Annotated in this window: 20 protein-coding genes; 10 read left to right on the plus strand and 10 right to left on the minus strand. The window is 40.4% G+C overall.

Annotated features, from left to right (window positions below; translation table 11 throughout):
* The first annotated feature begins 156 nt into the window (after positions 1-156).
* Positions 157-1,677 (plus strand): CYTH and CHAD domain-containing protein, encoded by a 1,521-nt coding sequence (locus MTN96_RS21675; RefSeq protein ID WP_248532730.1) that lies wholly within the window; start codon positions 157-159, stop codon positions 1,675-1,677.
* Between the two features lie 230 nt (positions 1,678-1,907).
* Here the strand turns inward: MTN96_RS21675 and MTN96_RS21680 are convergent, their stop codons facing one another.
* The gene (locus MTN96_RS21680; RefSeq protein ID WP_013464332.1) at positions 1,908-3,425 is read right to left on the minus strand and encodes a S10 family peptidase; all 1,518 of its coding nucleotides are present in this window, start codon (positions 3,423-3,425) and stop codon (positions 1,908-1,910) included.
* A 351-nt stretch (positions 3,426-3,776) separates the two neighbouring features.
* Between MTN96_RS21680 and MTN96_RS21685 the strand changes: the two genes are divergently transcribed.
* The 3 genes from MTN96_RS21685 to mrcB all read left to right on the plus strand — a co-directional run bounded on the left by MTN96_RS21685 (position 3,777) and on the right by mrcB (position 7,826).
* Entirely contained in the window at positions 3,777-4,115 is a 339-nt protein-coding gene (locus tag MTN96_RS21685; RefSeq protein ID WP_010391070.1) for a P-II family nitrogen regulator, read from the plus strand.
* A 9-nt stretch (positions 4,116-4,124) separates the two neighbouring features.
* A complete protein-coding gene (locus tag MTN96_RS21690) occupies positions 4,125-5,354 on the plus strand; it encodes an ammonium transporter (protein WP_013464333.1) in 1,230 nt (409 codons plus the stop codon).
* Between the two features lie 138 nt (positions 5,355-5,492).
* Positions 5,493-7,826 (plus strand): penicillin-binding protein 1B, encoded by a 2,334-nt coding sequence (gene mrcB, locus MTN96_RS21695; RefSeq protein WP_248532731.1) that lies wholly within the window; start codon positions 5,493-5,495, stop codon positions 7,824-7,826.
* Positions 7,827-7,891: 65 nt separating this feature from the next.
* Here mrcB and hemL read toward each other — a convergent pair whose 3' ends face one another.
* The 4 genes from hemL to MTN96_RS21715 form a co-directional block, all read right to left on the minus strand.
* Positions 7,892-9,172: a glutamate-1-semialdehyde 2,1-aminomutase gene (hemL, locus tag MTN96_RS21700; RefSeq protein ID WP_069440337.1), complete on the minus strand. Its 1,281-nt coding sequence runs from the start codon at positions 9,170-9,172 to the stop codon at positions 7,892-7,894.
* 38 nt (positions 9,173-9,210) lie between these two features.
* Positions 9,211-10,227, minus strand: coding sequence for an aspartate carbamoyltransferase (locus MTN96_RS21705; protein WP_054202016.1), 1,017 nt, complete (start codon positions 10,225-10,227; stop codon positions 9,211-9,213).
* A gap of 111 nt (positions 10,228-10,338) precedes the next feature.
* Entirely contained in the window at positions 10,339-10,773 is a 435-nt protein-coding gene (locus MTN96_RS21710) for a CopD family protein (RefSeq protein WP_010391077.1), read from the minus strand.
* 16 nt (positions 10,774-10,789) lie between these two features.
* Positions 10,790-12,472 carry a chloride channel protein gene (locus MTN96_RS21715; RefSeq protein WP_248532732.1) on the minus strand — a complete coding sequence of 561 codons (1,683 nt, stop codon included), beginning with the start codon at positions 12,470-12,472 and terminating at the stop codon, positions 10,790-10,792.
* Positions 12,473-12,710: 238 nt separating this feature from the next.
* On the opposite strand from MTN96_RS21715, the gene erpA reads away from it, so the two are divergent.
* Positions 12,711-13,049 carry an iron-sulfur cluster insertion protein ErpA gene (gene erpA, locus MTN96_RS21720; RefSeq protein ID WP_002958911.1) on the plus strand — a complete coding sequence of 113 codons (339 nt, stop codon included), beginning with the start codon at positions 12,711-12,713 and terminating at the stop codon, positions 13,047-13,049.
* Positions 13,050-13,106: 57 nt separating this feature from the next.
* Here the strand turns inward: erpA and MTN96_RS21725 are convergent, their stop codons facing one another.
* Positions 13,107-13,295 (minus strand): hypothetical protein, encoded by a 189-nt coding sequence (locus tag MTN96_RS21725; RefSeq protein WP_036979680.1) that lies wholly within the window; start codon positions 13,293-13,295, stop codon positions 13,107-13,109.
* A gap of 362 nt (positions 13,296-13,657) precedes the next feature.
* Here MTN96_RS21725 and MTN96_RS21730 point away from each other — a divergent pair, with 362 nt between their 5' ends.
* Entirely contained in the window at positions 13,658-13,897 is a 240-nt protein-coding gene (locus MTN96_RS21730; protein WP_008111877.1) for a helix-turn-helix domain-containing protein, read from the plus strand.
* Positions 13,898-13,965: 68 nt separating this feature from the next.
* Here the strand turns inward: MTN96_RS21730 and MTN96_RS21735 are convergent, their stop codons facing one another.
* From MTN96_RS21735 to MTN96_RS21750, 4 genes are read right to left on the minus strand one after another with little or no spacing between them, the layout of a single operon-like run.
* Positions 13,966-15,345 carry an MFS transporter gene (locus MTN96_RS21735; RefSeq protein ID WP_248532733.1) on the minus strand — a complete coding sequence of 460 codons (1,380 nt, stop codon included), beginning with the start codon at positions 15,343-15,345 and terminating at the stop codon, positions 13,966-13,968.
* Between the two features lie 53 nt (positions 15,346-15,398).
* Positions 15,399-16,019 carry a peptidylprolyl isomerase gene (locus MTN96_RS21740; RefSeq protein WP_008111880.1) on the minus strand — a complete coding sequence of 207 codons (621 nt, stop codon included), beginning with the start codon at positions 16,017-16,019 and terminating at the stop codon, positions 15,399-15,401.
* 2 nt (positions 16,020-16,021) lie between these two features.
* Positions 16,022-16,582, minus strand: a complete 561-nt coding sequence (locus MTN96_RS21745) for a YajG family lipoprotein (protein ID WP_008111881.1) — start codon at positions 16,580-16,582, stop codon at positions 16,022-16,024.
* A complete protein-coding gene (locus MTN96_RS21750; RefSeq protein WP_138626255.1) occupies positions 16,583-17,731 on the minus strand; it encodes a methyltransferase in 1,149 nt (382 codons plus the stop codon).
* A gap of 43 nt (positions 17,732-17,774) precedes the next feature.
* On the opposite strand from MTN96_RS21750, the gene MTN96_RS21755 reads away from it, so the two are divergent.
* The 4 genes from MTN96_RS21755 to MTN96_RS21770 all read left to right on the plus strand — a co-directional run bounded on the left by MTN96_RS21755 (position 17,775) and on the right by MTN96_RS21770 (position 22,089).
* On the plus strand, positions 17,775-18,368 hold the full coding sequence (locus MTN96_RS21755) for an alpha-ketoglutarate-dependent dioxygenase AlkB (RefSeq protein WP_248532734.1): 594 nt from the start codon (positions 17,775-17,777) through the stop codon (positions 18,366-18,368).
* A 409-nt stretch (positions 18,369-18,777) separates the two neighbouring features.
* Positions 18,778-19,089, plus strand: coding sequence for a BolA family transcriptional regulator (locus MTN96_RS21760; RefSeq protein ID WP_214552344.1), 312 nt, complete (start codon positions 18,778-18,780; stop codon positions 19,087-19,089).
* A gap of 108 nt (positions 19,090-19,197) precedes the next feature.
* The gene (gene fabV / locus MTN96_RS21765; RefSeq protein ID WP_248532735.1) at positions 19,198-20,391 is read left to right on the plus strand and encodes an enoyl-ACP reductase FabV; all 1,194 of its coding nucleotides are present in this window, start codon (positions 19,198-19,200) and stop codon (positions 20,389-20,391) included.
* A 354-nt stretch (positions 20,392-20,745) separates the two neighbouring features.
* Positions 20,746-22,089 carry a Na(+)-translocating NADH-quinone reductase subunit A gene (locus MTN96_RS21770; RefSeq protein ID WP_036983299.1) on the plus strand — a complete coding sequence of 448 codons (1,344 nt, stop codon included), beginning with the start codon at positions 20,746-20,748 and terminating at the stop codon, positions 22,087-22,089.
* Position 22,090: the final 1 nt, after the last annotated feature.

A 22,090-nucleotide genomic window follows, 5' to 3' on the forward strand; every position in this document is an offset into this window, starting at 1 on the left:
AAGTATATAGATAGTATGGATTTAATAGTTTAATAGCAAGATAGATATTGTAACCAAAGCATTTTGCTTGCGTGTTTATGACTAAAAAATTTGCAATATAGGTCTGCTTTGTTTATTTTGAGCACTTATTAATTTTAAGGGTAATCCGCAAGCCTAATGGATACTGAGATAGAACTGAAGTTTTTGGTATCAGATGACGTCATTCCACTGATCCCCTCGTTAATTACTCAATTTGCAAAAACAGTCACAAACAAGCCTTCTAAAAGTTTGCAAAATGCTTATTTTGATACGCCAAGCAGAGAGCTGAGAGCACTCGATATTGGTTTTAGAACGCGTTGTACAGACGAGCGCTGTGAGCAAACAATTAAGCTTGCAGGAGACGTGGTGGGGGGATTACATCAACGTCCAGAATATAACCTACCCATAGAAACAAATCGGCCTAATTTAATGGCGTTTGATTCATCAATTTGGCCACACGGCATGCAAATTGATGTTATATCACAAAACCTCTACCCTATATTTAGTACTAATTTTATCCGCCGTACGTGGTTAATTGAAACGCAAAATGGTGCCAAAATTGAAGTGGTATTAGATAAAGGTGAAGTGGCCGCTTCGGGTAAAGTGGAGATTATTAGCGAGCTTGAAATAGAGCTCGTCGAAGGTAGCCGAGACGAGCTATTTGCTTTAGCAGATAAATTAATAAGCCAAAACAGTGTGCGCTTGGGGCTTTATTCAAAAGCAGCAAGAGGCTACCGCCTAGCGGATAACACACCGTTACAACCGAGTAAATCTATCGGTTTTGTTAAACTTACTAAGCAAGCCACTCAAGAGCAAGCACTTATTGAAGCCATGGGCTTTGGTATTCGCTTTGTGCAAAAACATGAGCAATGCTATTTTGATAAGCCAAGTTTAAAAACATTAAAACGTGTGATTGACGGTATTAGTTTAATTCGTCATAACTTTTGGTTATTTGATGATATTGTCAGTAAAGACAGCACCGAGCATCTCAGAACGGAGCTAAAGTGGTTATTGAGTGAATTAGCATGGGTTGAAAATGCCATTCAGTTAAAAACTTACACTTCTAAGCGTCATGCTTTTTATAAAAAAATAAACAGTGCGCCCGCCTTAGCTCAAGTTATTAACGATTTAAAAGAGTTACAACCGAGTATTGATGATATTTTTGCGCTTTTTCATAGTGCGCGCTACAACCGTTTATTGCTGAGCTTAACAACGTGGCTGATAAATAAGCAGTGGCGTAAAGACTGGAGCCAAGCAGAGCTTCAAAACGCTGAGCAGCCCGTTATTGATATTGCTCATCGTTTATTTGATAAAGATTGGAAAAATTTACACCGCTTATTGCCTAAAGAGCAAAGTTTATCGGGCAATGATTATTTAAATTTTCGTACTCAGTTAGAAAATAGCTTACTCAGTGGTAACTGTTTAGGTGCACTGTTTGATAAAGATGAACGATTAGAATTTAGGCTCCCTTGGCTCGATATTTCTCATGGCATGTATGAGCTAAGTACGCTTGATTATTTAAAACAGCTGTGTGGCGGACAAGAAGATGCTCAACTAGCAAAAATACAACTATGGTTGGAACAAAAGTCTGACTTTTTAGTCAGTGCCATGGAGCAAAGTCGACACGCTTCATTTGATACAGAACCGTATTGGCTTTGATGGCTAAGCACTTTTGCACGCTTAACTTGTTGCAAAAGTGCATTATTCTATCGCTTTTGTGTTTTGTTACAAATGTGTAAAATCTAGCTGAAATACTCACGACAAAGCAGTACACAGCAAAGCCAACCGTCATTCGCACCGGTAGTTGCACACATAGCTAATGACCTCAGTTATATATAAAAAAAGTGACCTGAGTGGTCACTTTTTTAATTGTTATAAGCGCATAATCATTAGTATTTAGCGGATTGACCGTCTTTAGGTATAGACTGTTTTATAAACTCGCGTAAATCGTTGTTAGAGCTTTCTAAATCTGCATGACGTAGGTACATCATATGACCACTACGGTAGCCTTTAAAGCTTAATCTATTTTGCATTTTGCCACTTGGATCTAGTTGCCACATTGTGTATTTAGCATCAAAGTAGTTTGTTGCGCCATCAAAATAGCCAGCTTGAACCATCACATTTAAATACGGATTTTGAGCCATAGCTAAACGCAAGTTTTCACCTGTATTGTTTCCGCTTCTATCCCATGGGTGAACGTTACCAAATAAGTTATATTTGATATCGGTTTTGTAATTAAGCTCTTCACGCAGGTAGTAGTTAATTGCAGGGGTAAAAGAGTGCAGCCACGATGTAAGCTCTGCCCAGTAATCTGGTGATTCACCGGCATCGCGTTTATCAATTCCTAAATAACGAGAATCCAGACGACCAACCATTTTTCCGCGTTCACGTAATAGCTCTTTCCAAAAAAATTGTGTCGGGATGTCTAAGTTATTTTGGCTAACAAATGTTTCAGATAGACCTGCATATTCGGCCATTTTTTTAATAATACGACGTTTTTCATCTGGGGCAATAAACCCGCCTTTTGCAAGCGCTGGAATAAGCTCATCAACAGTAAACTGTTCAACTTCTGGTAATAGCTCGTCTAAGTCTTTTGCTTGTAAATCGGCGTTTAGTGCTTTGTGATACCACGCTGTAGCTGCAAAGTAAGGTAGGCGATTAGCGGCTTTTACAGGGCCATCGCGCTTAATGCCAATATCGGTAGGTGAAACGAGTACAACACCGTTAATGTACATCCACTGACTATTTTGTAGCTCATGCGCTAAGCCTGATACACGCGTTGTACCATAGCTTTCACCAATTAAAAATTTTGGAGAGCGCCAGCGTTCATTTCGAGATACAAAAGTATTAAGCCATTCTGCTAGGTATTTTATATCGGCATTCACACCAAAAAATAACTCTTTTTGTTTATCCTTTGGTAGAAGGTTACCATCTTTATCTTCAACGACACGCGAATAACCCGTGTTTACAGGGTTTACGTAAACGATGTCGGCTACGTCTAAAACCGAATAAGGGTTATCTTTAACACCGTAAGGTTGAATAGGGTAGCCTTCGTCGTCAATTTTTAAAACGCGTGGGCCGGTGTATGCTAAATGCATCCAAACTGACGCTGAGCCTGGGCCACCATTGAATGAAATAAGTAATGGGCGCTTTGTTCTATCATCGACCTTATCGCGCGTGTAGTAAGTGTATTGAAGGGTTGCGATGGCGTCTCCCTTGTCATCCCATACCGGTTGTGTGCCAGTTGCTACTGTGTAAGAAAATCGTTCATTATTTATTTTTGCTTTGTGCTGGGTAACCACTTTACTGTCAATATCAATACGACGTTGATTATCGGCAAACGAGGCGCTACTTAGGGTGAGCGTAATAGCGGCAATGGGTAAAAATAGACTTCGACTAAATTTCATAAGTGACCCTTTTTATTTTATGTACTGCAGTTATAGCGATATTTGAGTAAAAAACAAAAGTATTGAGACTAGCTGCCGATAATAATCGTTGAGTTAGCGAGTAACCACCTCTGTTAAGAATAAACTTTGTTTAATAGTTAGACTTTTTTTAAACGCCTTCTTTGTATTTCATTGATATCGCACCAATGCAGTATTTTGCATAAAAAAAGCGCACCTAAATGGTGCGCTTTTTTGTTTTATATATTATTTATTTTTTTAAGTTTATGTTTTTATTATTAATTTAAAAATGGCACAAAGGTTGGATTGTATAGAGGAAATACAATAACAAGCTAGCGTCCTAAGGGGGCCTTTGTGAAAATGATCAGTGCAATAATAAAGCCATTCAAACTAGATGATGTGCGTGAAGCACTCGCTGATTTAGGCATCGAAGGAATGACAGTGGTTGACGTTAAGGGATTTGGACGTCAAAGAGGGCATACTGAGTTATACCGTGGTGCTGAATATCAGGTTGACTTTATACCTAAAATTAAACTTGAAATTGCTACTCGTAGTGAAAATTGCCAACGCGTTGTAGAAACCATTACCAAAGTCGCTGGAACGGGCAAAATTGGTGACGGCAAAATTTTTGTTTACGACCTAGACCAAATCGTCCGTATTCGTACTGGCGAGCTTGATGATGATGCAATTTAAGGGGGCAACATGGAAAATACAATTATAGAGCTGAAGTTTTCGCTCGATACGTTTTACTTTTTAATGTCTGGCATCTTAGTCATGTGGATGGCAGCCGGTTTTGCAATGTTAGAAGCGGGTTTAGTTCGCTCTAAAAATACCACAGAAATTCTAACTAAAAATATCGCGCTTTATTCTATCGCGTGTACTATGTTTTTGTTGATAGGCTACAACATTATGTACGTAGATAATGTTGAAGGCGGCGTTATTCCTTCGTTTGGTGGGCTAATAGGTAGCCAAGCGGCAGATGCTAATCATTCATTAGAGTCTGACTTTTTCTTCCAAGTAGTGTTTGTTGCAACGGCCATGTCTATTGTATCTGGCGCCGTAGCAGAGCGAATGAAGTTATGGGCTTTCTTAGTGTTTACAGTAGTACTTACAGGATTAATTTACCCAATTGAAGGTTACTGGACATGGGGTGGCGGCTTCTTATCTGAATTAGGCTTTGTTGATTTTGCAGGCTCTGCAATTGTCCATGCAACGGGTGCGGCTGCAGCGCTTGCGGGTGTAATACTACTGGGTGCACGTAAAGGTAAATATGGTAAAAATGGTGAAATTTACCCAATTCCAGGTTCAAACTTGCCACTTGCTACATTGGGTACGTTTATTTTATGGATGGGTTGGTTTGGCTTTAACGGTGGATCACAGTTATTAATTTCAGACAAAGAAAACGCAACTGCGGTAGGTCAAATATTACTTAATACCAATGCTGCTGCAGCTATGGGGGCAATTTCAGCCTTGTTCTTATGTAAACTTTTATGGGGCAAAGCCGATTTAACCATGGTACTTAATGGTGCACTTGCAGGCTTAGTGGTTATTACTGCAGACCCATTATCACCATCACCACTAATGGCGTGTTTATTTGGCTTACTAGGTGGCTCATTAGTGATACTTAGTATTGTCGCACTGGACAAAGCGAAGATAGATGATCCCGTGGGTGCTATTTCTGTTCATGGTGTGTGTGGCATCCTAGGTATCGTGCTAGTACCGGTTACTAATGCTGAGGCCAGCATTGTTAATCAGTTGATTGGCCTACTATGTATTATTAGTTTTGTGTTTATTGCTTCATTCATTGTATGGGCAATCCTCAAGCAAACTATGGGTATTCGTGTTACCGAAGAAGAAGAGTTAAACGGTATGGATCAACACGATTGTGGTATTGATGCTTATCCAGAGTTTGTATCAGTTAGAAGTAATTAATTAAAAGTATTGTGTGTTCAATCAAAGCCCTACTCTGTTAGGGCTTTTTTGATTTCAGGGGAGGTTAATTTTTCAGGTGCTAAGGTAATGTGATAAGCTCCTCGCGTTAAATTAACCTTCGGAATATATTACACTTAAATGGCTGAAAAAAAGAAAACATCGACCAGTAAACCCTCGACTAAGCGCGCTACTAAGTCAACGAAATCATCGGCGCGAAAAAGTGCGACCAAAAAAACTTCAAGCACCGCAAAACGGCCACTTTTTAAAACGTTGTTTTCTATTTTTTGGAAACTGAGTCTGGCGACTTTTATCGCCATTGCACTTTATTTTATTTACCTTGATGCAAAAATAACTCGCCAGTTTGAAGGCAATAAATGGCAACTTCCGGCACAAGTATATGCCCGCTCAATGACTTTTTTTCCAGGCCAGTTTTTATCAGAGCAAGAGGTTTTATGGGAGCTTAAGCGCTTAAACTACACGCCAGTTAATCGCTTAAGTCGGACTGGGCAGTATATTAAAACAGCCAATAGTATTAAGATTTTTCGCCGTGACTTTGAATTTTATGATGGTTTAGAGAGCGCTCATGTTATTGAATTGCGCTTCTCTGGAGAGAAGGTAGCCAGTATTAAAGATAAGTTTGGACGTCGTTTAAACACTGCCAGATTAGAGCCTGTACAAATAGCCCGTATTGGTAATGACTCAAAACAAGATAGAGAGTTTGTACCATTAGATAAATTTCCTGACATGCTTAAAAATACCTTATTAGTAGTTGAAGACCGCGATTTTTATGATCATCACGGTGTATCGGTATTTTCAATTTTACGCGCTTTGTATACCAATATTCGCGCAGGCCGCACCGTACAAGGGGGGAGTACATTAACCCAGCAGCTGGCTAAAAATATTTACCTTACCCGTGAGCGTTCGTTAGTACGTAAAATTAATGAAGCCTTTATTGCGCTTATTCTTGATTACCGTTACTCAAAAGATCAGATTCTCGAAGCCTATTTAAACGAAGTGTACTTAGGTCAGTCATACAACCAAGGGGTACATGGAATGGGGCTGGCCGCCGAGTTTTACTTTGCCAAACCTGTTGATGAACTAGAGTACGACCAAATTGCCTTGCTGGTGGCTATGGTTAAAGGCCCATCTTATTACAATCCTAGACGTTACAAAGAACGTGCTATGGAGCGTCGTGACCTAGTGCTGCGTTTAATGGTCGATAACAAACTTATTTCTACTAAAGAGTATAGAGCCTCGTTAAAGCGCGCAATTGATATTGCACCAATGAAAGCCAGCTTGCAAAAGTCTTACCCAGGTTACTTAGAGTTGGTTAATCGCGAGCTGAAACAGCTGCTACCTGATCAAGAAGTGTTAGATGCAGGGGTGCGCGTATTTACCTACTTCGACTTGCAAAAACAAACCGCAATGGAAGAGTCGATTCAGGCCAGTTTACCTTATTTGGAAAGGCGTCCAAATACCAAAGAATTAGAAGCGGCAATGATCTCCGTTAATGTTGAAAAAGCCGGTGTATCAGCGTTAGTCTCTGGACGCGATGTGCGTTACTCAGGGTTTAACCGGGTGCTTGATACCAAGCGCAATATTGGCTCATTAGTTAAACCGGCAGTGTATTTAAGTGCACTGCAGCTTCCTCATTATAACTTAGCGACGTTACTTGATGACTCGCCCGTGCAAGTCACCAACGAAGAGGGAAAAGTATGGCAGCCAGAAAACTTTGATCATCAATACCGTGGTGCCATGCCTCTTTATAAAGCATTTAGCCACAGTATTAATATACCGGCAGTTAACTTAGGGCTTGATGTAGGCGTCGATAAAGTGGCTAACACGCTCAGGGGCTTAGGAGCTAAAGGCTATATTAATGAATACCCATCGCTGCTATTAGGGGCTATTGAAATGTCGAGCTTTGAAGTGGCACAGCTTTATACCACGATTGCAGCAGACGGTGAATACAGAGAGCTGACGTCTATTTCTGCGTTAACCGACTCTGTTGGTAAAGTACTTTATAAGCACAAAGTAATTAACGAGCAACGCTTTGATAAAGATGCCATGTACATGACCAAATATGCTATGAAGCGAGTAACTAAAGATGGCACCGCTAAGCGCTTAAACTTACATTTTCCGTCAATCCAGTTGGCAGGTAAAACAGGTACCAGTAATGAATTACGCGACAGCTGGTTTGCTGGATTTGATCAAAATACAGTAACGGTTGCATGGATAGGCCGTGACGATAATAAAAGCACCGGCTTAACCGGCAGTGTTGGCGCGCTTGAAACCTATATTCGTTATTTAAAACCGCTAAACCCCCAAGCAATTGCCGATACCCGTCCGCCTTCAATTAGGTGGGCATTTGTAAACGAGCAAACCGGGAAGCAAGCACCACCGGGCTGTGGCAAAGTGATTCAGCTACCGCTTAGAGCCAGTGAGTTTAAACCAAGACCAGAATGTATTCGTTAAATAGTAAAAACAAAAAAAGCCCGAAAGGGCTTTTTTTATGGGTAAGTGATCTTATGAGCTAAACGTTATAGCTTGGCAAAAGCGCGCTCTGCCGCTTCAATCGTTGCCTGAACTTCTTGCTCTGTGTGCGCAGCACACACAAAACCAGCTTCAAACGCTGAAGGCGCTAAATAAACCCCTTCTTCAAGCATTAAGTGGAAGAACTTTTTAAAGCGCTCTAAATCACATTCAGTAGCTTGTTGGTAAGTAGTTACTTTTTCTGCATCGGTGAAGAAAAAACCATACATGCCGCCAGCGTAGTTAGTCGTTAAGGCAATACCTGCTTTTTTAGCTGCGGCTTCAAAGCCTTCACAAATCGCTTTACTAATGGCTTCTAGTTTTTCGTGAACGCCAGGAGCGCTTAGTAGTTCAAGTGATTTTAAGCCTGCTGCCATCGCAATAGGGTTACCTGAAAGTGTACCCGCTTGATAAACAGGGCCTACAGGGGCTATGTAATCCATTATTTCTGTTTTACCACCAAATGCGCCAACTGGCATGCCACCACCAATTACTTTACCTAAACAGGTTAGGTCTGGCTTGATGTTGTAATACGCTTGAGCGCCACCAAGGGCGACACGAAAACCTGTCATTACTTCGTCAAAAATAAGCACAGATTGGTACTGATCACATACTTCACGCAGACCTTCTAAAAAGCCGGGTACTGGTGGAATACAGTTCATGTTACCGGCAACTGGTTCAACAATAATACACGCGATTTCATCGGCGTACTTGGCAAAAATCGCTTTTACTTCTTCAATATTGTTAAACGAAACGGTGAGTGTGTGCTTAGCTAAATCTTCAGGAATGCCTGGAGAGTTAGGTACACCCATAGTTAATGCGCCAGAGCCGGCTTTTACTAGCAGTGAATCTGCATGGCCGTGGTAACACCCTTCAAATTTTAAGATTTTGTCACGACCAGTAAAGCCACGGGCTAAGCGAATTGCGCTCATTGTTGCTTCTGTACCTGAGCTTACCATACGTACTTTTTCGATAGATGGGACTAGCTCTTTTACTTTTTCAGCCATTAAAATTTCAGCTTCAGTAGGTGCACCGTAGCTTAAACCATTTTCTACCGCGTCATGCACTGCTTGTTTTATTTCAGGGTGATTGTGGCCCATAATCATTGGACCCCAAGAGCCCACATAATCAATGTAACGGTTGCCATCAGCATCAAATGTAAACGCGCCCTGTGCTTTAGTAATAAACAGCGGAGTACCACCTACACCATTAAATGCACGCACTGGTGAATTTACGCCACCAGGAATAGAGTCTTGAGCTCGTTTAAATAAGTCTTGGCTAATTGTCATGAAAAATCCTATTGTTTTATCACTTTAAAATTAAAAGCTTAGCTATCGCGTTTGCGGCTAAACCAAGGAACGTCTACTTCATACTGCTCGACTTTGTTTTCTACGCCGAGGGTTAAAGCAAACAGTGCCATACGAATAAGTACGCCATTTTGTACTTGGCGGAATATCGCTAGATTGTCGTTAGCATTTAAGTCGTTATCAAGTTCGTTTGCCTCTAAACGGCTATCGCGAGGAAGCGGGTGCATTAACACCGAGTTCGGTTTGCAATGGGAATTGTAAATAGACTGGCTAATTCTAAATCCACCACGGTATTTATTAGCTTCCTCTTGAGACGGAAAACGCTCTTCTTGGATACGTGTTTGATAAACAATATCGGCCGCTAAGTTACCTTCCATTTTATCAACCAGTTCAATTTTATGTCCTGCATTTTCAACGACAGATAAAATTGAGTCAGGCATTTGCAAGCCATTAGGGGCAACCATTGAAAAGCGAATGTTTTTGTAATGACATAGTAGCTTTGATAGCGAGTGAACGGTTCGGCCATATTTTAAATCGCCGACTAGCGCAATGTGCATACCATCAATATTTTGATCGAAGCGGTTAAGCTCTCGCTCAATAGTTAATAAATCAAGCAGCGCTTGAGTAGGGTGCTCATTGGGTCCATCGCCACCATTTATTACTGGTACGCTGCAACCTGTTGCAAATTCAGCTACCGAGCCTGAGTCTGGATGGCGCATTGCAACCGCATCAGCATAGGCTGAAATAACACGTGCGGTATCATATAGTGACTCGCCCTTAGCAAGCGCAGAGCTTTGCATACCGGTGGTTTCACGAACCAGTCCACCGAGTAAGTTAAACGCAGTGCCAAAACTAACACGAGTACGCGTACTAGGTTCAAAAAATAGATTCGCTAAAATAGCGCCTTCAAGCACATTGGTCCGCTTTTGTTTTTTTGCGTATGGCTCCATTTTTTTTGCTACAGCAAATATGCGTTCAATACAGTCTCGATCGAGTTGATTAACAGAGAGTATATTTTCACCTTGGAAACTGAACATGGGGTTATTCCTAGTTATTCAAAAAGGCGCGATAATCCACAAAGGAGCACGCAATCGCGCGTATTATACAAACTTAGTATGCGACTTGGCAGCGTAATTTATAAGCCTTTGCTAAAAGCTTGGCTTAATAATCGCCAAAGCGACAATAACGAGTAGCGCTAAAACGGGTAGCTCGTTGAAAATGCGATAAAACCGATCGCTTTTAGTATTTCTATCGTGTTTAAAATCAGCTAACAATTTGAAACAGTAGCCATGATAAATATATAAAATAATCACCAGCACGAGTTTGTAATGCAGCCACATGCTGTAACGAAACCATTCGCGGCCGTATTCAACAATAGTTAATACACCAAATACTGCGGTAAGTACCGCAAAAGGTGTAACAAAATAAAGTAGCCGACGTTCCATTACTTTTAGCATTGAGTTACACGATTTTTCTTCACTCATAGCGTGATAAACAAAAAGTCGAGGTAGGTAAAAAATACCGGCAAACCAAGCAATCATAAAAAATACGTGCAAGGTTTTGTAAATTAATAATGCGCTCATATTGTTCTCATTATTGTTAAAGTAAACTGTTACGTATGGTTAAAATATGGTGGATTTGATCCCACCTTAGTAATCCCATAATTTGTTGATTATCTAGCAAGTTATATACATAAAGTGCACCACTGCGTTTATCATTCAAAATTTCAAATGCATCTGCAAGGGTGGCTTGGCTGCTAATACCTTGTAAGCTAATGTATTTTATATTGACCGCCTGATCAGACATTAAACTTAAGTCATATTCAGCTAGGCGATAACCATTTTCTTCATCAAATACAATTAATGGTGTTTGGCTGTCCATGGCATCTAGACTGTTTTTTATTTGCTCTTTATCGTCGGAGTAGAGCAGTTTAAAGTCTTCATCCATGTCATCCATCACTCCTACTTTTTGTAAGGCTTCAGTGGCGGGAGAGACATGATAGGGAAGCCCTTGAAAGTCTAATTGCTGTAAAAATATTGAGCGGTTACCAAATACCTGTAAAGCTGTAACGTAGGCGGTAGTAATGACGATCATCGCTGGCACAATAATTTCCGGTGACGAGGTCAGCTCCATTACGGTGGTCAGTGCCGCTAAGGGGGAGTGTAGTGTGGCCGCTAATAAGCCTGCCATGCCCAGCACCCCGTAAGTGCCGGCTATATCGGTGCCGGGGCTAATAAATTGAGCAAAAAATGCCATTAAAGTACCGGTTAAAACGCCCAGCCCAATAACCGGACCTATCAACCCACCAGGAATACCTAAGCCAATAGCAAATAAGGTGGCTAATAACTTAGCAATTAAAATAGTGGTGAGTAGTTGTATATTTTCAGGTGACTCAACCGCAATAGTTATCGCACTCATACCCGAGCCCATTGCTTGTGGAACTGCGTAAGCAATTAAACTGGCAATACACCCTGCAATTATTAAACGTGGAAACATACTAAGTGGTTTAAAGGTTTTAATAATCAGCATTAAGTTTTGATTAAAAGCATAAGCCACCGCGCCCAATCCCATGCCGCACAAAACTAAATAGGGGTAATGCCAACCACTTAAAGGCGCAATGCTTATTAGCGCAAGTTCTGAGCCTTCACCAAATACAAACTGTGTTGCTAATGCGCCGGTAACGGCTGCGAGCATAATCGGCACAAAAATATGCACTTTGTATTCTCTGAGCACGACTTCCATTACAAAAATAACCGCAGCCAGGGGGGTATTGAACGACGCAGCAATGCCCGCGGCAACGCCACAACCACTGAGGGTACGCATAGCGTTGTGGGGTAAGTGTAGTTTATTTGCTAATATGCTTGCCCCTGCTGCTCCCATGTGAACTGAGGGGCCTTCGCGGCCAACAGAAAAACCGCTGATCAGTGCAAACGCGCCGCCTACAAACTGGTTAACCGTATTATAAAGTGGCATTTGCCCGTAATGACGTTTTATTCTGTGTATTACAAAGGGGATACCCAAGCGGTAATGTTTAAAGCCGGTAAAAGCCGCAAATGTGGCTATCAGAAGTGCAGCAATCAAAGGCATTAATACCCGTTCTAGGGTAGGGAGAGTAGTAAAGTCGTCAGGGGTTTCTAAAAATAAACTTTGAAAAAATAAAATGGTTAGGCGAAACAGTATAATGAAAAATGCAGCAATTAGTCCGGCACTTACGCCCAATAAGCATAATTGTACGGATGTTTTTGGTTTTGCTAATCGACGTCTCAGTCGCTCAAGCCACATGCTTTATTTCCCCGTAGCATTTTTAGGCGTCAAGTTTATCAAAATAGTCTAGGGAAGTCCTTGAGATTTTTAACAACCGATTAATTTAAATTAAATTTATAGTATATTGATTCACTGAACAGATTAAACGCGCATTGTTTTAATTAAAGCTTATAAACGCGAGCTTACTATACTTGATTAAAACACTCAGGTATTAGATAATCTGATGCATTAGTATAAAGGTATTGAGGGTTATAAAATGTCTGAAGAATTACCCATTAAGTTTAGCGACGCAGCCGCTGTGCGTGTTAAACAGTTAATCGACGAAGAAGAAAACCCAGATCTAAAACTGCGTGTTTATGTCACAGGCGGTGGTTGTTCAGGTTTTCAATACGGTTTTACTTTTGATGAAAAAGCGAATCCTGGCGATTTAGAAATTGTTAAAAACGGGGTTACCTTAGTCATTGACCCTATGAGTATCCAATATTTAGTTGATGGTGAAGTTGATTACACCGAGGGATTAGAAGGGGCACGCTTTTTTGTCTCTAACCCTAATGCCACAACAACGTGTGGCTGTGGCGCTAGTTTTAGCGTATAAAAATATCGTTATCCAAAAAAACCGCTTAATCAGCGGTTTTTTTATGTGCTTAAAAAATCATAACTCAGTTGGGCTGTATTCTGTTATTTGCATCATTAACACAAAAAAGCCAAGCACAAACGCAGAGAAGACTAAAATATAGATAAAGCCTTTTTTACCCTGTTTGATTGGAATTGCATAATGGCGCAAAAAAAAGTACCAGCCCAAGCATAAAATAATAGGCAGTAAAAAAAGTAGTCTAAACATGATTTAGCCTTTTTAAGCAAATAATAAGTTAATAATAAACGGCTTATATTTAAATGAAACAAAAAAGTTATAAAATATTTAACCTTATTCAGACTTAGTAAATATTTGTTGCTAAACTTTAATCGCATAATTACTAATTAATCATTCAGAACAACGGTGAATGGTATATAATGTATCCAAGAGTGAAACGGGCAAGGTTTCATTTTTCACAATAATAAAGTGTTAATACATATTTGAGCGTTTTTTATTGGTTGAATTGTAAGCGTTTACACTGCGCTTTAGTGAGTGGTTGTAGTTTTACAGTGTTGGCGATTTTAAGCGCTTAGCTATATGTATATTTAAACAACGAGTAGGAGTTGTATATGATGGGTAAAACCGTATCTTCGGAAGAAAATGCAAAATTAACAAAGTGGCTTAAAACTAAACGCCATGAAAAAGGCTACACCATGCGCAGCTTAGCGCAAATCTTGGGTACGCCACATTCTTTTATTGGCAAAATTGAAAATCAGGAACGTCGTTTAGATGTAATTGAGTTTGTTCGCTACTGTAATGCATTAGAAGTCGACCCGTATGAAGCATTAAGCTTAATTAAAGCTGACTAACGCTTTCTTTTTGGCTCTAATCGTAAAGTTAAATTAGCGTCTACAGCCAATACTAGTGCAGGGATGCATTAGGTATTTTTATGATAATTTTGCTCTAGTGAATATAGTTTGTGCCTAATTAGAAATAAAAACACTAATGAGGGTAAAACCATAAGCGCAGTTAATACAAAGAACAATGACCAATTCCCCATTAGCCAATCATCAATAACCACACCGCTGTAACTCGATAATAACGTACGCCCTAAATTACCCAGAGATGCTAGTAGTGCATAATGGGTGGCGCTAAATGCTCTGTCACACAACATAGATATAAAAGCAACCATTGCCACTAAAGACCAAGCTTGGGTAAAGCCATCAACTACAATTGCCATTGCATATAAGTGCTCTTGTGGACCAGCTAAGGCAATCCAAGAAAACATTAAGTTAGATGCTGCCATGGCTACGCCACTAATAAATAAGCCTTTCACAATGCCATATTTATGGTTAAAAATACTGCCCAAAAAGGCAAATAAAATGGTGATTAACCCCGTGCCGAGTTTTGAGTAATTTGCTATTTGTGTATTACTGAAGCCAACTTCTTTATAAAATACAATCGACATCCGCGCTAAAAATGCTTCACCAATCTTAAATAAGAAAATAAACGCCAGCAGCGCCAACGCGGTTTTAACGCCATTTTTAGCAAAAAAGGTTTTAAACGGATCAACCACGGTAACGCCTAGCCATGCAAGCGTTTTTGTCAGTGGTGTTTGTTTAGTTGCGGCGAGTTTTTCAAGATAAACACGTTCTAGTTCGGCATGTACGGCTTCGCGATTTGATTGTGGCTCTTTAGCCCAAAATACACAGCTAATTAATAACAGCATAATCACGGATAAAAAATAATACACCTGTGGCCAGTCAATATTTGGCATATCAGCCATGTAAAAAGGCACAGCTCCTAATAAAGCATAGCCAGTCCACCAACCTGAGGTGGCCATTGCAGCCGCCGCGGTGGCTTTGTGAGATTCATTTTCACTAAGGGTGTCTATCCGAAAGGCGTCAATTGCAATATCTTGCGTGGCAGAGGCTATGGCGATTAACAAGCAAAGTGCGGCGGCAACTGCTAGGTTTGCTTTCAAATCAAGTCCTGCAAGTAGCAATGTGCCAAGCAAAATAAAGCTTTGGCAAAACAGGATCCAACTACGGCGCTGACCAAGCCAATTATATAAAAAGGGCAGTTTAGTGCGGTCTATTAAAGGTGACCATAAAAAGTTGATGCTGTAGGCACCAAACACAATGCCAAATAGGCCAATCATGCTGCGGCTCAAACCTTCATCTTTAAGCCATGCCGACATTACTGAGCCAATTAATACCCACGGAAAGCCACTGCTCATTCCAAATATAAAAACATTAATCAAACGTTTATCTTTAAAATAAGAAAAGTATTCGCTAACAGAAAGTGTGCTATTCATAGAGGCTCATTGGCTTATACAAAGAGCAGCTAAGGCTGCTCTTATTAAAAAAGTTATAAAGGAACTTGCTCAAGCACCTTAATATTTAATATAACGACCGGTTTTTCGGGTACAAAGTTGTAGCCAATTTTGTCATTAAATCCGGTTTTTACAGCCATGATTTTATCGAGTGTTTCATAGCCTTCCATCACACTGCCAAACACGGCAAATCCCCAATCACGGCCAGGGTTTAAATGATCGTTATCATCCATATTAAAAAAGAACTGACGCGTTCCTGAGTGTGGTTCACGGTCTTGATAAGCCATCGCAATGCTATACATATCGTTTGTTAAGCCGTTACCGCTTTCATTAAAAATAGGGTCGTTTTCATGTAGGCCATCGTAATCTTTATCATAACCACCGCCTTGAATTACAAAGTCACGATCATTTTCTACATCGCGTTCTACACGATGAAACACGCTGCCTTGATAGCTTTTATCAGACACGTAAGTCAAAAAGTTATTGACCGTAATAGGGGCTCTTGAGCGGTCTAGCTCAACCACAATGCTGCCCAACGATGTCACAATTTCTACTCGAGGGAAAATATTATCTTTTTGCACAAAGCGGCCTTCTTGTGCCGCTAAACTATTTACGCTAAAAAATAAGCTTACGCAGATTAAAAAAAGTTGCTTCATTATTAACCTTCTAAAAATGCAATTAATTCAGGGTCAGATACAATGCGGGTAATTAACTGCTCAGTCAACTTATTGAGCTGACCTTCAATTTTTGCTCTATCATGACCAAGTGGTCCAGATAAATTAGCATTACCGCTATAACGCTTACTGAAATTACTGGTAGGGCGAATCACCCGCACTTCAAATTCAATCTTGGCATCACTGGTATGGCTCATTAGCTTTTCTGTAACTACCGCTTGCAGTGCGTGAATATCTAACTCAAAGCGCAATTGCGCTAAATTAGAAATGCTGGCGCCATTGCGACTAAGCGCACTGTCTAGTGCACTTTTAACAGACTCAGTAATACCCGTGCTGGCAATGGTTTTTGTTTTGCTCGATTCAATCAACTTTAAGGTTGCACTGTCACCACGTAAATCAATCACGCTGGTGTTTAAGCTGTTATTGATTGAGCTTATTTGTCCACTTTTATAGACGGGATTGAGAATAAGCTGATTAGGCTGATTGGCACATCCCGAAAAAACCACTAAAGTACAACAGCTCAATAATATCTTTATGAGTTTCATTTATAACGTCCCACTATTTTTAGTTGCGCTGAGTACCACAAACTTTTTATTAGAGCCTAATAAAGTACAGTTACCAAACATACGGTTTAGTTTGCCATGATAATCTAAATGACGATTGCCAATAATACGCAACTCGCCACCTTCTTTTAATGTGTCTTTTGCTTGCTTGAACATTTGCCATGCTATGTGGTCGGTAACCGCTTGTGCTTGGTGAAATGGCGGATTACACAATACAATATCAGCACTTTTACGTTCAAAGTCAGTTAAACAATCATTCTCTATAAAAGTACATTGTTCAAACTTGTCTTCCATGTTTAATTCAATGTTGAGTCGAGCTGATTCAACCGCCATATATGATTCATCAACAAAGCTAATATGAGCATTAGGACAGCGCGCTAATGTCATTAAACCAACCACGCCATTACCACAGCCTAAATCTATAATATTTTTGGCTTTATTTGTTTGTGGCAAATAATTAAAAAAGAAGCGCGCACCTATATCAAGTGAATCACGTGAAAACACATTGGCATGATTGCTTATTGTAAAATCAGTGCCTTCGAGTGGCCAGCTCACTGGGAAATCTGCGCCTTTATAACCGCCAGCGGCTTGGCTAATAATTAAACGTGATTTTTTTACTGCAAGACTTGTTTTCGTCTCACCAATAAAGTTTTCAAATGCTTTAATAGTAGAGTTATGCACGTCTTTAGTTTTTGCAGCACCAATAACCGGTGTACCTGGCGCGAGCACTTCGCTTAGTTCAGATAACTGATACTGTAAAAAAGCCAACGTGCGTGGTACTTTTACTAACACTAGGTCTACTTGCTCAGGTAAAGCCGATAAACTATCAAGCTGGCTAAACGCGGTTGTTGCAATTTTGTTTTGCGCTAAGTTATGAGCCGCCGCCTGATGGCTAATATAAGAGTCGTTTACTGAACAAACAGTTAACTGTTGTTTGCTAAAATAACAGCTAAGTGCACCAAAGCTGTCGTTTAAGATCAGTAACGAGCGACAATCAGGGTAGTGTTCATTAACATAGTCAATGAGGTATTCGTCTGCTGAATCCCACGCTTGTAAGCTGCGGTTTTTTTGATCCAAAGGAAAGCGTTCAAGAGTAAAGGTGTTATCGCCGAGCGTAGCTTGCGTAGTCATAATAGTTTAATGATCAGTAATCAAATGATAGGTAAATTCTAACATGCAACCGCCAAACGCCAACCCCCAACTGTTACCAAATGGCTTTTCTTATCAAAGTAAGGTGCTTAGTGCGCAAAAAAGCCTCGGTTTATTTTATTATTTGCAGCAAAACTTAAATTGGCAACAACCAAATATCACGGTGTTTGGCAAAACGGGGCCAATACCAAGGTTGCAATGTTTTATCAGCGAAGAGAATCTTGAGTACGGCTATTCTGGGCATAAACTCGATTTAGAGCCTTGGCCAGACGTATTACTTGCTATGCGAACACGTTTAGAAAATTACCTACAGCAACCGTTTAATTCAATTTTGGTTAATTACTATCGAGATGGCCACGATAGTATGGGCTGGCATAGCGATGATGAGGCGCAGCTAGGGTCTGAGCCTACCATAGCCTGTGTATCGCTTGGCGCAGAGCGATTATTTAAACTTAAACACAAAGTAAGTAACAGCATTACTAACATTAAATTACAAAGTGGTAGCTGTTTAATAATGAGCGGTCAAAGCCAACAAAATTACCAACATGCATTGCCCAAACAAACAACGCTTAAACACCCTCGAATAAGTTTAACGTTTCGCTATATCAGGGTCTGTTGATCTTTGCGGATTATAATTTGTTCAAACTAGGAGCGGTTTAATCGTGGCGCGAGGTTTGTAACTGAGTGGGCTCGATAACTGCTCCTGCGTTATTCTACTGGCTTACATCCATGTAAGAATAAGTAAAAGCCGAGCAAAGCTTACGCGTCCTGCTCACGCCCCTTACCTACATCCATGTAGGCAACAAAAGAGTAAATCGCCCCTAGGCAGAACCCGAAGGGCAGCGCCTATTTATGGGGAATAACCACACCACATAGGCTCTGCCTTGCCTAAATACTAAACAGGTTGCTGCAGATTTAATCTTGAAAGGTCAACAGACTCTAATAATAGTTTCAGTTAAATAGCATTAGCCATGGTATAGCCGCAGTTGTTATAGTAAGCACATAACTGAATTTTGAGGATGGTTTTTATGTCAATGCAACAACAAATACGTAACAAGCTAGCCGATGCGATTGCGTGCAAGCATTTAAATGTGATCAACGAAAGCCATATGCACAGTGCAGGCACTGAATCACACTTTAAAGTGATTGTAGTCAGTGAGGAATTTGCTGGTAAGCGATTATTGCAGCGTCATCGTCAAATTAATGAAATTTTAAAAGATGAGCTGGCAAATCATATTCATGCGCTTGCGATGCACACTTATACCCCTGAGGAATTTACAGAGCACGACGGCGAAGCGCCGCAGTCACCTAATTGCATGGGCGGCTCAAAAGTTGGATAACAGGTATAGTGAATTGGTTTGAGCAGTGAGTAACTGATCAGATCAGTTTTTTTTGTTTTAGCCTTTAAACTAGCGCTAATTTTTATTGTAAAAGATATAGGATGATCAATGGTCATTAAGCCTAAAATTCGCGGATTTATCTGCACCAATGCACACCCAGTAGGCTGTGCAGAGCATGTACAAGAACAAATTAATTATGTTAAGCAGCAAGAGGCGTTAAAAAATGCACCTAAAAATGTATTAGTTATTGGTGCGTCTACAGGTTATGGCCTAGCGTCTCGCATTACCGCTGCATTTGGTGGTGGCGCTAAAACATTAGGTGTGTTCTTTGAAAAAGAAGGCACTGAGCGTAAAACAGGCTCTGCGGGTTGGTATAATACGGCGGCGTTTCAAGCAGCCGCTGAAGCTGAAGGTTTATGGTCAAAAAATATTAATGGTGATGCGTTTTCTAACGAAATTAAACAAAAAGCAATCGACACCATTAAAGCTGAATTAGGTAAAGTTGACTGTATTATTTACAGCTTAGCGTCACCTCGTCGTACTGATCCAAATACCGGCGAAGTGTTTTCTTCAACGCTTAAGCCAATTGGTAATGCGGTAACCACTAAAAACTTGAATACGTCAAAGCGTGAAATTGATGAAGTAACTGTTGAAGCGGCAAACCAAGACGATATCGACAACACCATTAAAGTAATGGGTGGCGAAGATTGGGAAATGTGGATTGACGCACTTAAGAACGCTGATGTATTAGCAGATAACTTTAAAACCACGGCTTACACTTATATTGGTAAAGAACTAACGTGGCCAATTTACGGTCATGCAACAATTGGTAAAGCCAAAGAAGATTTAGACCGTGCCACTGCTGCTATTAAAGCTGCTACCCAAGATTTAAATGGTGAAGCCTACGTTTCATCGCTTAATGCGGTTGTTACTCAAGCAAGCTCTGCAATTCCAATCATGCCACTTTATATTTCTGCCTTATTTAAAGTGATGAAGGCTGATGGCACGTATGAAGGCACCATTGAGCAAATTCATGCGCTATTTAGTGAGAACTTATATGGTGATTCACCTCGCTTTGATGATGGCGGGCATTTATTCCAAAACTATAAAGAACTGGAAGATGATGTTCAATCTCGCGTTCAAGCCATTTGGGATAGTGTAGATACAAACTCAATTGATGAGTTAACCGATTATATTGGTTACCATAATGAATTTTTACGCTTGTTTGGTTTTGGTATTGACGCGGTTGATTATGAACAAGATGTAAATCCTGTTGCACCTATTGCTAATATGATTGACTAACTTGTCGTTGATAACGCATTTTTGAAAAAGTCGCCTTGTGCGGCTTTTTTGTCTTTTAGCTTTGATTTAAAAAATATTTGCTAATTGTTGGCTAATTTACCACTTTGGTCTAGCTTGTATTTTATTAATTGTTAATTACAAAACTAAATAAACGTTTCTCTCGTATAATTTTCATAAATACACTCGCATAGTCAGCCACAATAATGTTAAAATCAAAGTAATATGTGAGGAGTTTTACTGCGCTGCTTGTTTGGTATTTTTAGCGAGTCATTTTATATAGCTTGCAATAATACAAATAGCGGCGTGGTTAGTACGATTTTTCAGTTTCTTTCCGTTAATGTAGTGCAAGTGCGTATGATCAATATAAAAAAAGGTCTGGATTTACCCTTAGAGGGCGCACCTCAGCAAGTTATTCATGATGGTTCTGCCGTCAAACGTGTAGCTGTGCTAGGTGAAGAGTTTATCGGTATGCGTCCAACCATGCATGTTCGTGTGGATGACCAAGTCAAAAAAGGCCAGGTACTTTTTGAAGATAAAAAGAACCCAGGCGTATTATTTACTGCACCAGCTTCTGGTACAGTAAAAGAAATTAATCGCGGTGCTAAACGTGTTCTGCAATCTGTTGTTATTGAAGTAAACGGCAGTGAGCAAATCACCTTTGGTTCTTTCTCGGAAACTGAGCTTAACAGCTTAGATCGTGAAAAAGCTAAAGAAGTACTAGTTCAATCGGGTCAATGGGTAGCACTTCGTGCTCGTCCATTTAGTAAAGTAGCAGCGTTGGATGCAAATCCGAGCTCTATTTTTGTGACAGCTATCGATACCAATCCACTTGCTGCAGATCCTGCAGTAATTATTGCTGAAAATGCGAAAGCATTTGAAGCTGGTTTGGCTGTTGTGTCACGTTTAACCGATGGCAAAGTATTTGTTTGTAAGCAAGCAGGTAGTCAAGTTCCTAGTTCACCTATTGCTCAAGTAGAAGTGCATGAGTTTGGTGGCGTGCATCCGGCTGGCCTTGTTGGCACTCATATCCATTACCTTGACCCAGTATCTGCTAGTAAGCAAGTTTGGCACATTGGTTACCAAGACGTTATTGCGTATGGTCACCTTTTCCTTACTGGTGAAATTTACACAGACCGTGTTGTTTCTCTCGCAGGTCCACGCGTTAAAAATCCTCGTTTAGTGAAAACACAATTAGGTGCTTCACTAGATGACTTAGTGGCAGGCGAATTAGAAGACGGTGATAACCGTGTTATTTCTGGTTCTGTACTTGCCGGTGCTACGTCGTCTGGTGTTCATGCATTCTTAGGTCGTTACCATGTTCAAGTATCTGTTTTACTTGAAGGTCGCGAAAAAGAATTTTTTGGCTGGATTGCACCAGGTAGTGATAAATTCTCTGTAACGCGTACATTCTTGTCTCACCTTACACCGAGTCGTTTATTTAAAATGACAACGTCTACGGGCGGTTCAAAACGTGCCATGGTTCCACTTGGAAGCTATGAGCGTGTTATGCCACTTGATATTTTGCCAACGCTTTTATTACGTGACTTATTGTCTCGTGATTTAGATAGTGCAATTTCATTAGGTGCGCTTGAATTAGATGAAGAAGATTTAGCGTTATGCACCTTCGTTTGTCCTGGCAAATACGAGTACGGCGCAGCCCTACGCGATTGCTTAACTACGATCGAGAAGGAAGGCTAAA

It is taken from the genome of Pseudoalteromonas sp. 2CM28B, from assembly GCF_023161935.1.

Bases quoted from the DNA above. Each gene is read 5' to 3' on its own strand.
- MTN96_RS21675 (WP_248532730.1), top strand. From the start codon at position 157: ATGGATACTGAGATAGAACTGAAGTTTTTGGTATCAGATGACGTCATT.
- MTN96_RS21680 (WP_013464332.1), bottom strand. From the start codon at position 3,425: ATGAAATTTAGTCGAAGTCTATTTTTACCCATTGCCGCTATTACGCTC.
- MTN96_RS21690 (WP_013464333.1), top strand. From the start codon at position 4,125: ATGGAAAATACAATTATAGAGCTGAAGTTTTCGCTCGATACGTTTTAC.
- mrcB (WP_248532731.1), top strand. From the start codon at position 5,493: ATGGCTGAAAAAAAGAAAACATCGACCAGTAAACCCTCGACTAAGCGC.
- hemL (WP_069440337.1), bottom strand. From the start codon at position 9,172: ATGACAATTAGCCAAGACTTATTTAAACGAGCTCAAGACTCTATTCCT.
- MTN96_RS21705 (WP_054202016.1), bottom strand. From the start codon at position 10,227: ATGTTCAGTTTCCAAGGTGAAAATATACTCTCTGTTAATCAACTCGAT.
- MTN96_RS21710 (WP_010391077.1), bottom strand. From the start codon at position 10,773: ATGAGCGCATTATTAATTTACAAAACCTTGCACGTATTTTTTATGATT.
- MTN96_RS21715 (WP_248532732.1), bottom strand. From the start codon at position 12,472: ATGTGGCTTGAGCGACTGAGACGTCGATTAGCAAAACCAAAAACATCC.
- erpA (WP_002958911.1), top strand. From the start codon at position 12,711: ATGTCTGAAGAATTACCCATTAAGTTTAGCGACGCAGCCGCTGTGCGT.
- MTN96_RS21725 (WP_036979680.1), bottom strand. From the start codon at position 13,295: ATGTTTAGACTACTTTTTTTACTGCCTATTATTTTATGCTTGGGCTGG.
- MTN96_RS21730 (WP_008111877.1), top strand. From the start codon at position 13,658: ATGATGGGTAAAACCGTATCTTCGGAAGAAAATGCAAAATTAACAAAG.
- MTN96_RS21735 (WP_248532733.1), bottom strand. From the start codon at position 15,345: ATGAATAGCACACTTTCTGTTAGCGAATACTTTTCTTATTTTAAAGAT.
- MTN96_RS21740 (WP_008111880.1), bottom strand. From the start codon at position 16,019: ATGAAGCAACTTTTTTTAATCTGCGTAAGCTTATTTTTTAGCGTAAAT.
- MTN96_RS21745 (WP_008111881.1), bottom strand. From the start codon at position 16,582: ATGAAACTCATAAAGATATTATTGAGCTGTTGTACTTTAGTGGTTTTT.
- MTN96_RS21750 (WP_138626255.1), bottom strand. From the start codon at position 17,731: ATGACTACGCAAGCTACGCTCGGCGATAACACCTTTACTCTTGAACGC.
- MTN96_RS21755 (WP_248532734.1), top strand. From the start codon at position 17,775: ATGCAACCGCCAAACGCCAACCCCCAACTGTTACCAAATGGCTTTTCT.
- MTN96_RS21760 (WP_214552344.1), top strand. From the start codon at position 18,778: ATGTCAATGCAACAACAAATACGTAACAAGCTAGCCGATGCGATTGCG.
- fabV (WP_248532735.1), top strand. From the start codon at position 19,198: ATGGTCATTAAGCCTAAAATTCGCGGATTTATCTGCACCAATGCACAC.
- MTN96_RS21770 (WP_036983299.1), top strand. From the start codon at position 20,746: ATGATCAATATAAAAAAAGGTCTGGATTTACCCTTAGAGGGCGCACCT.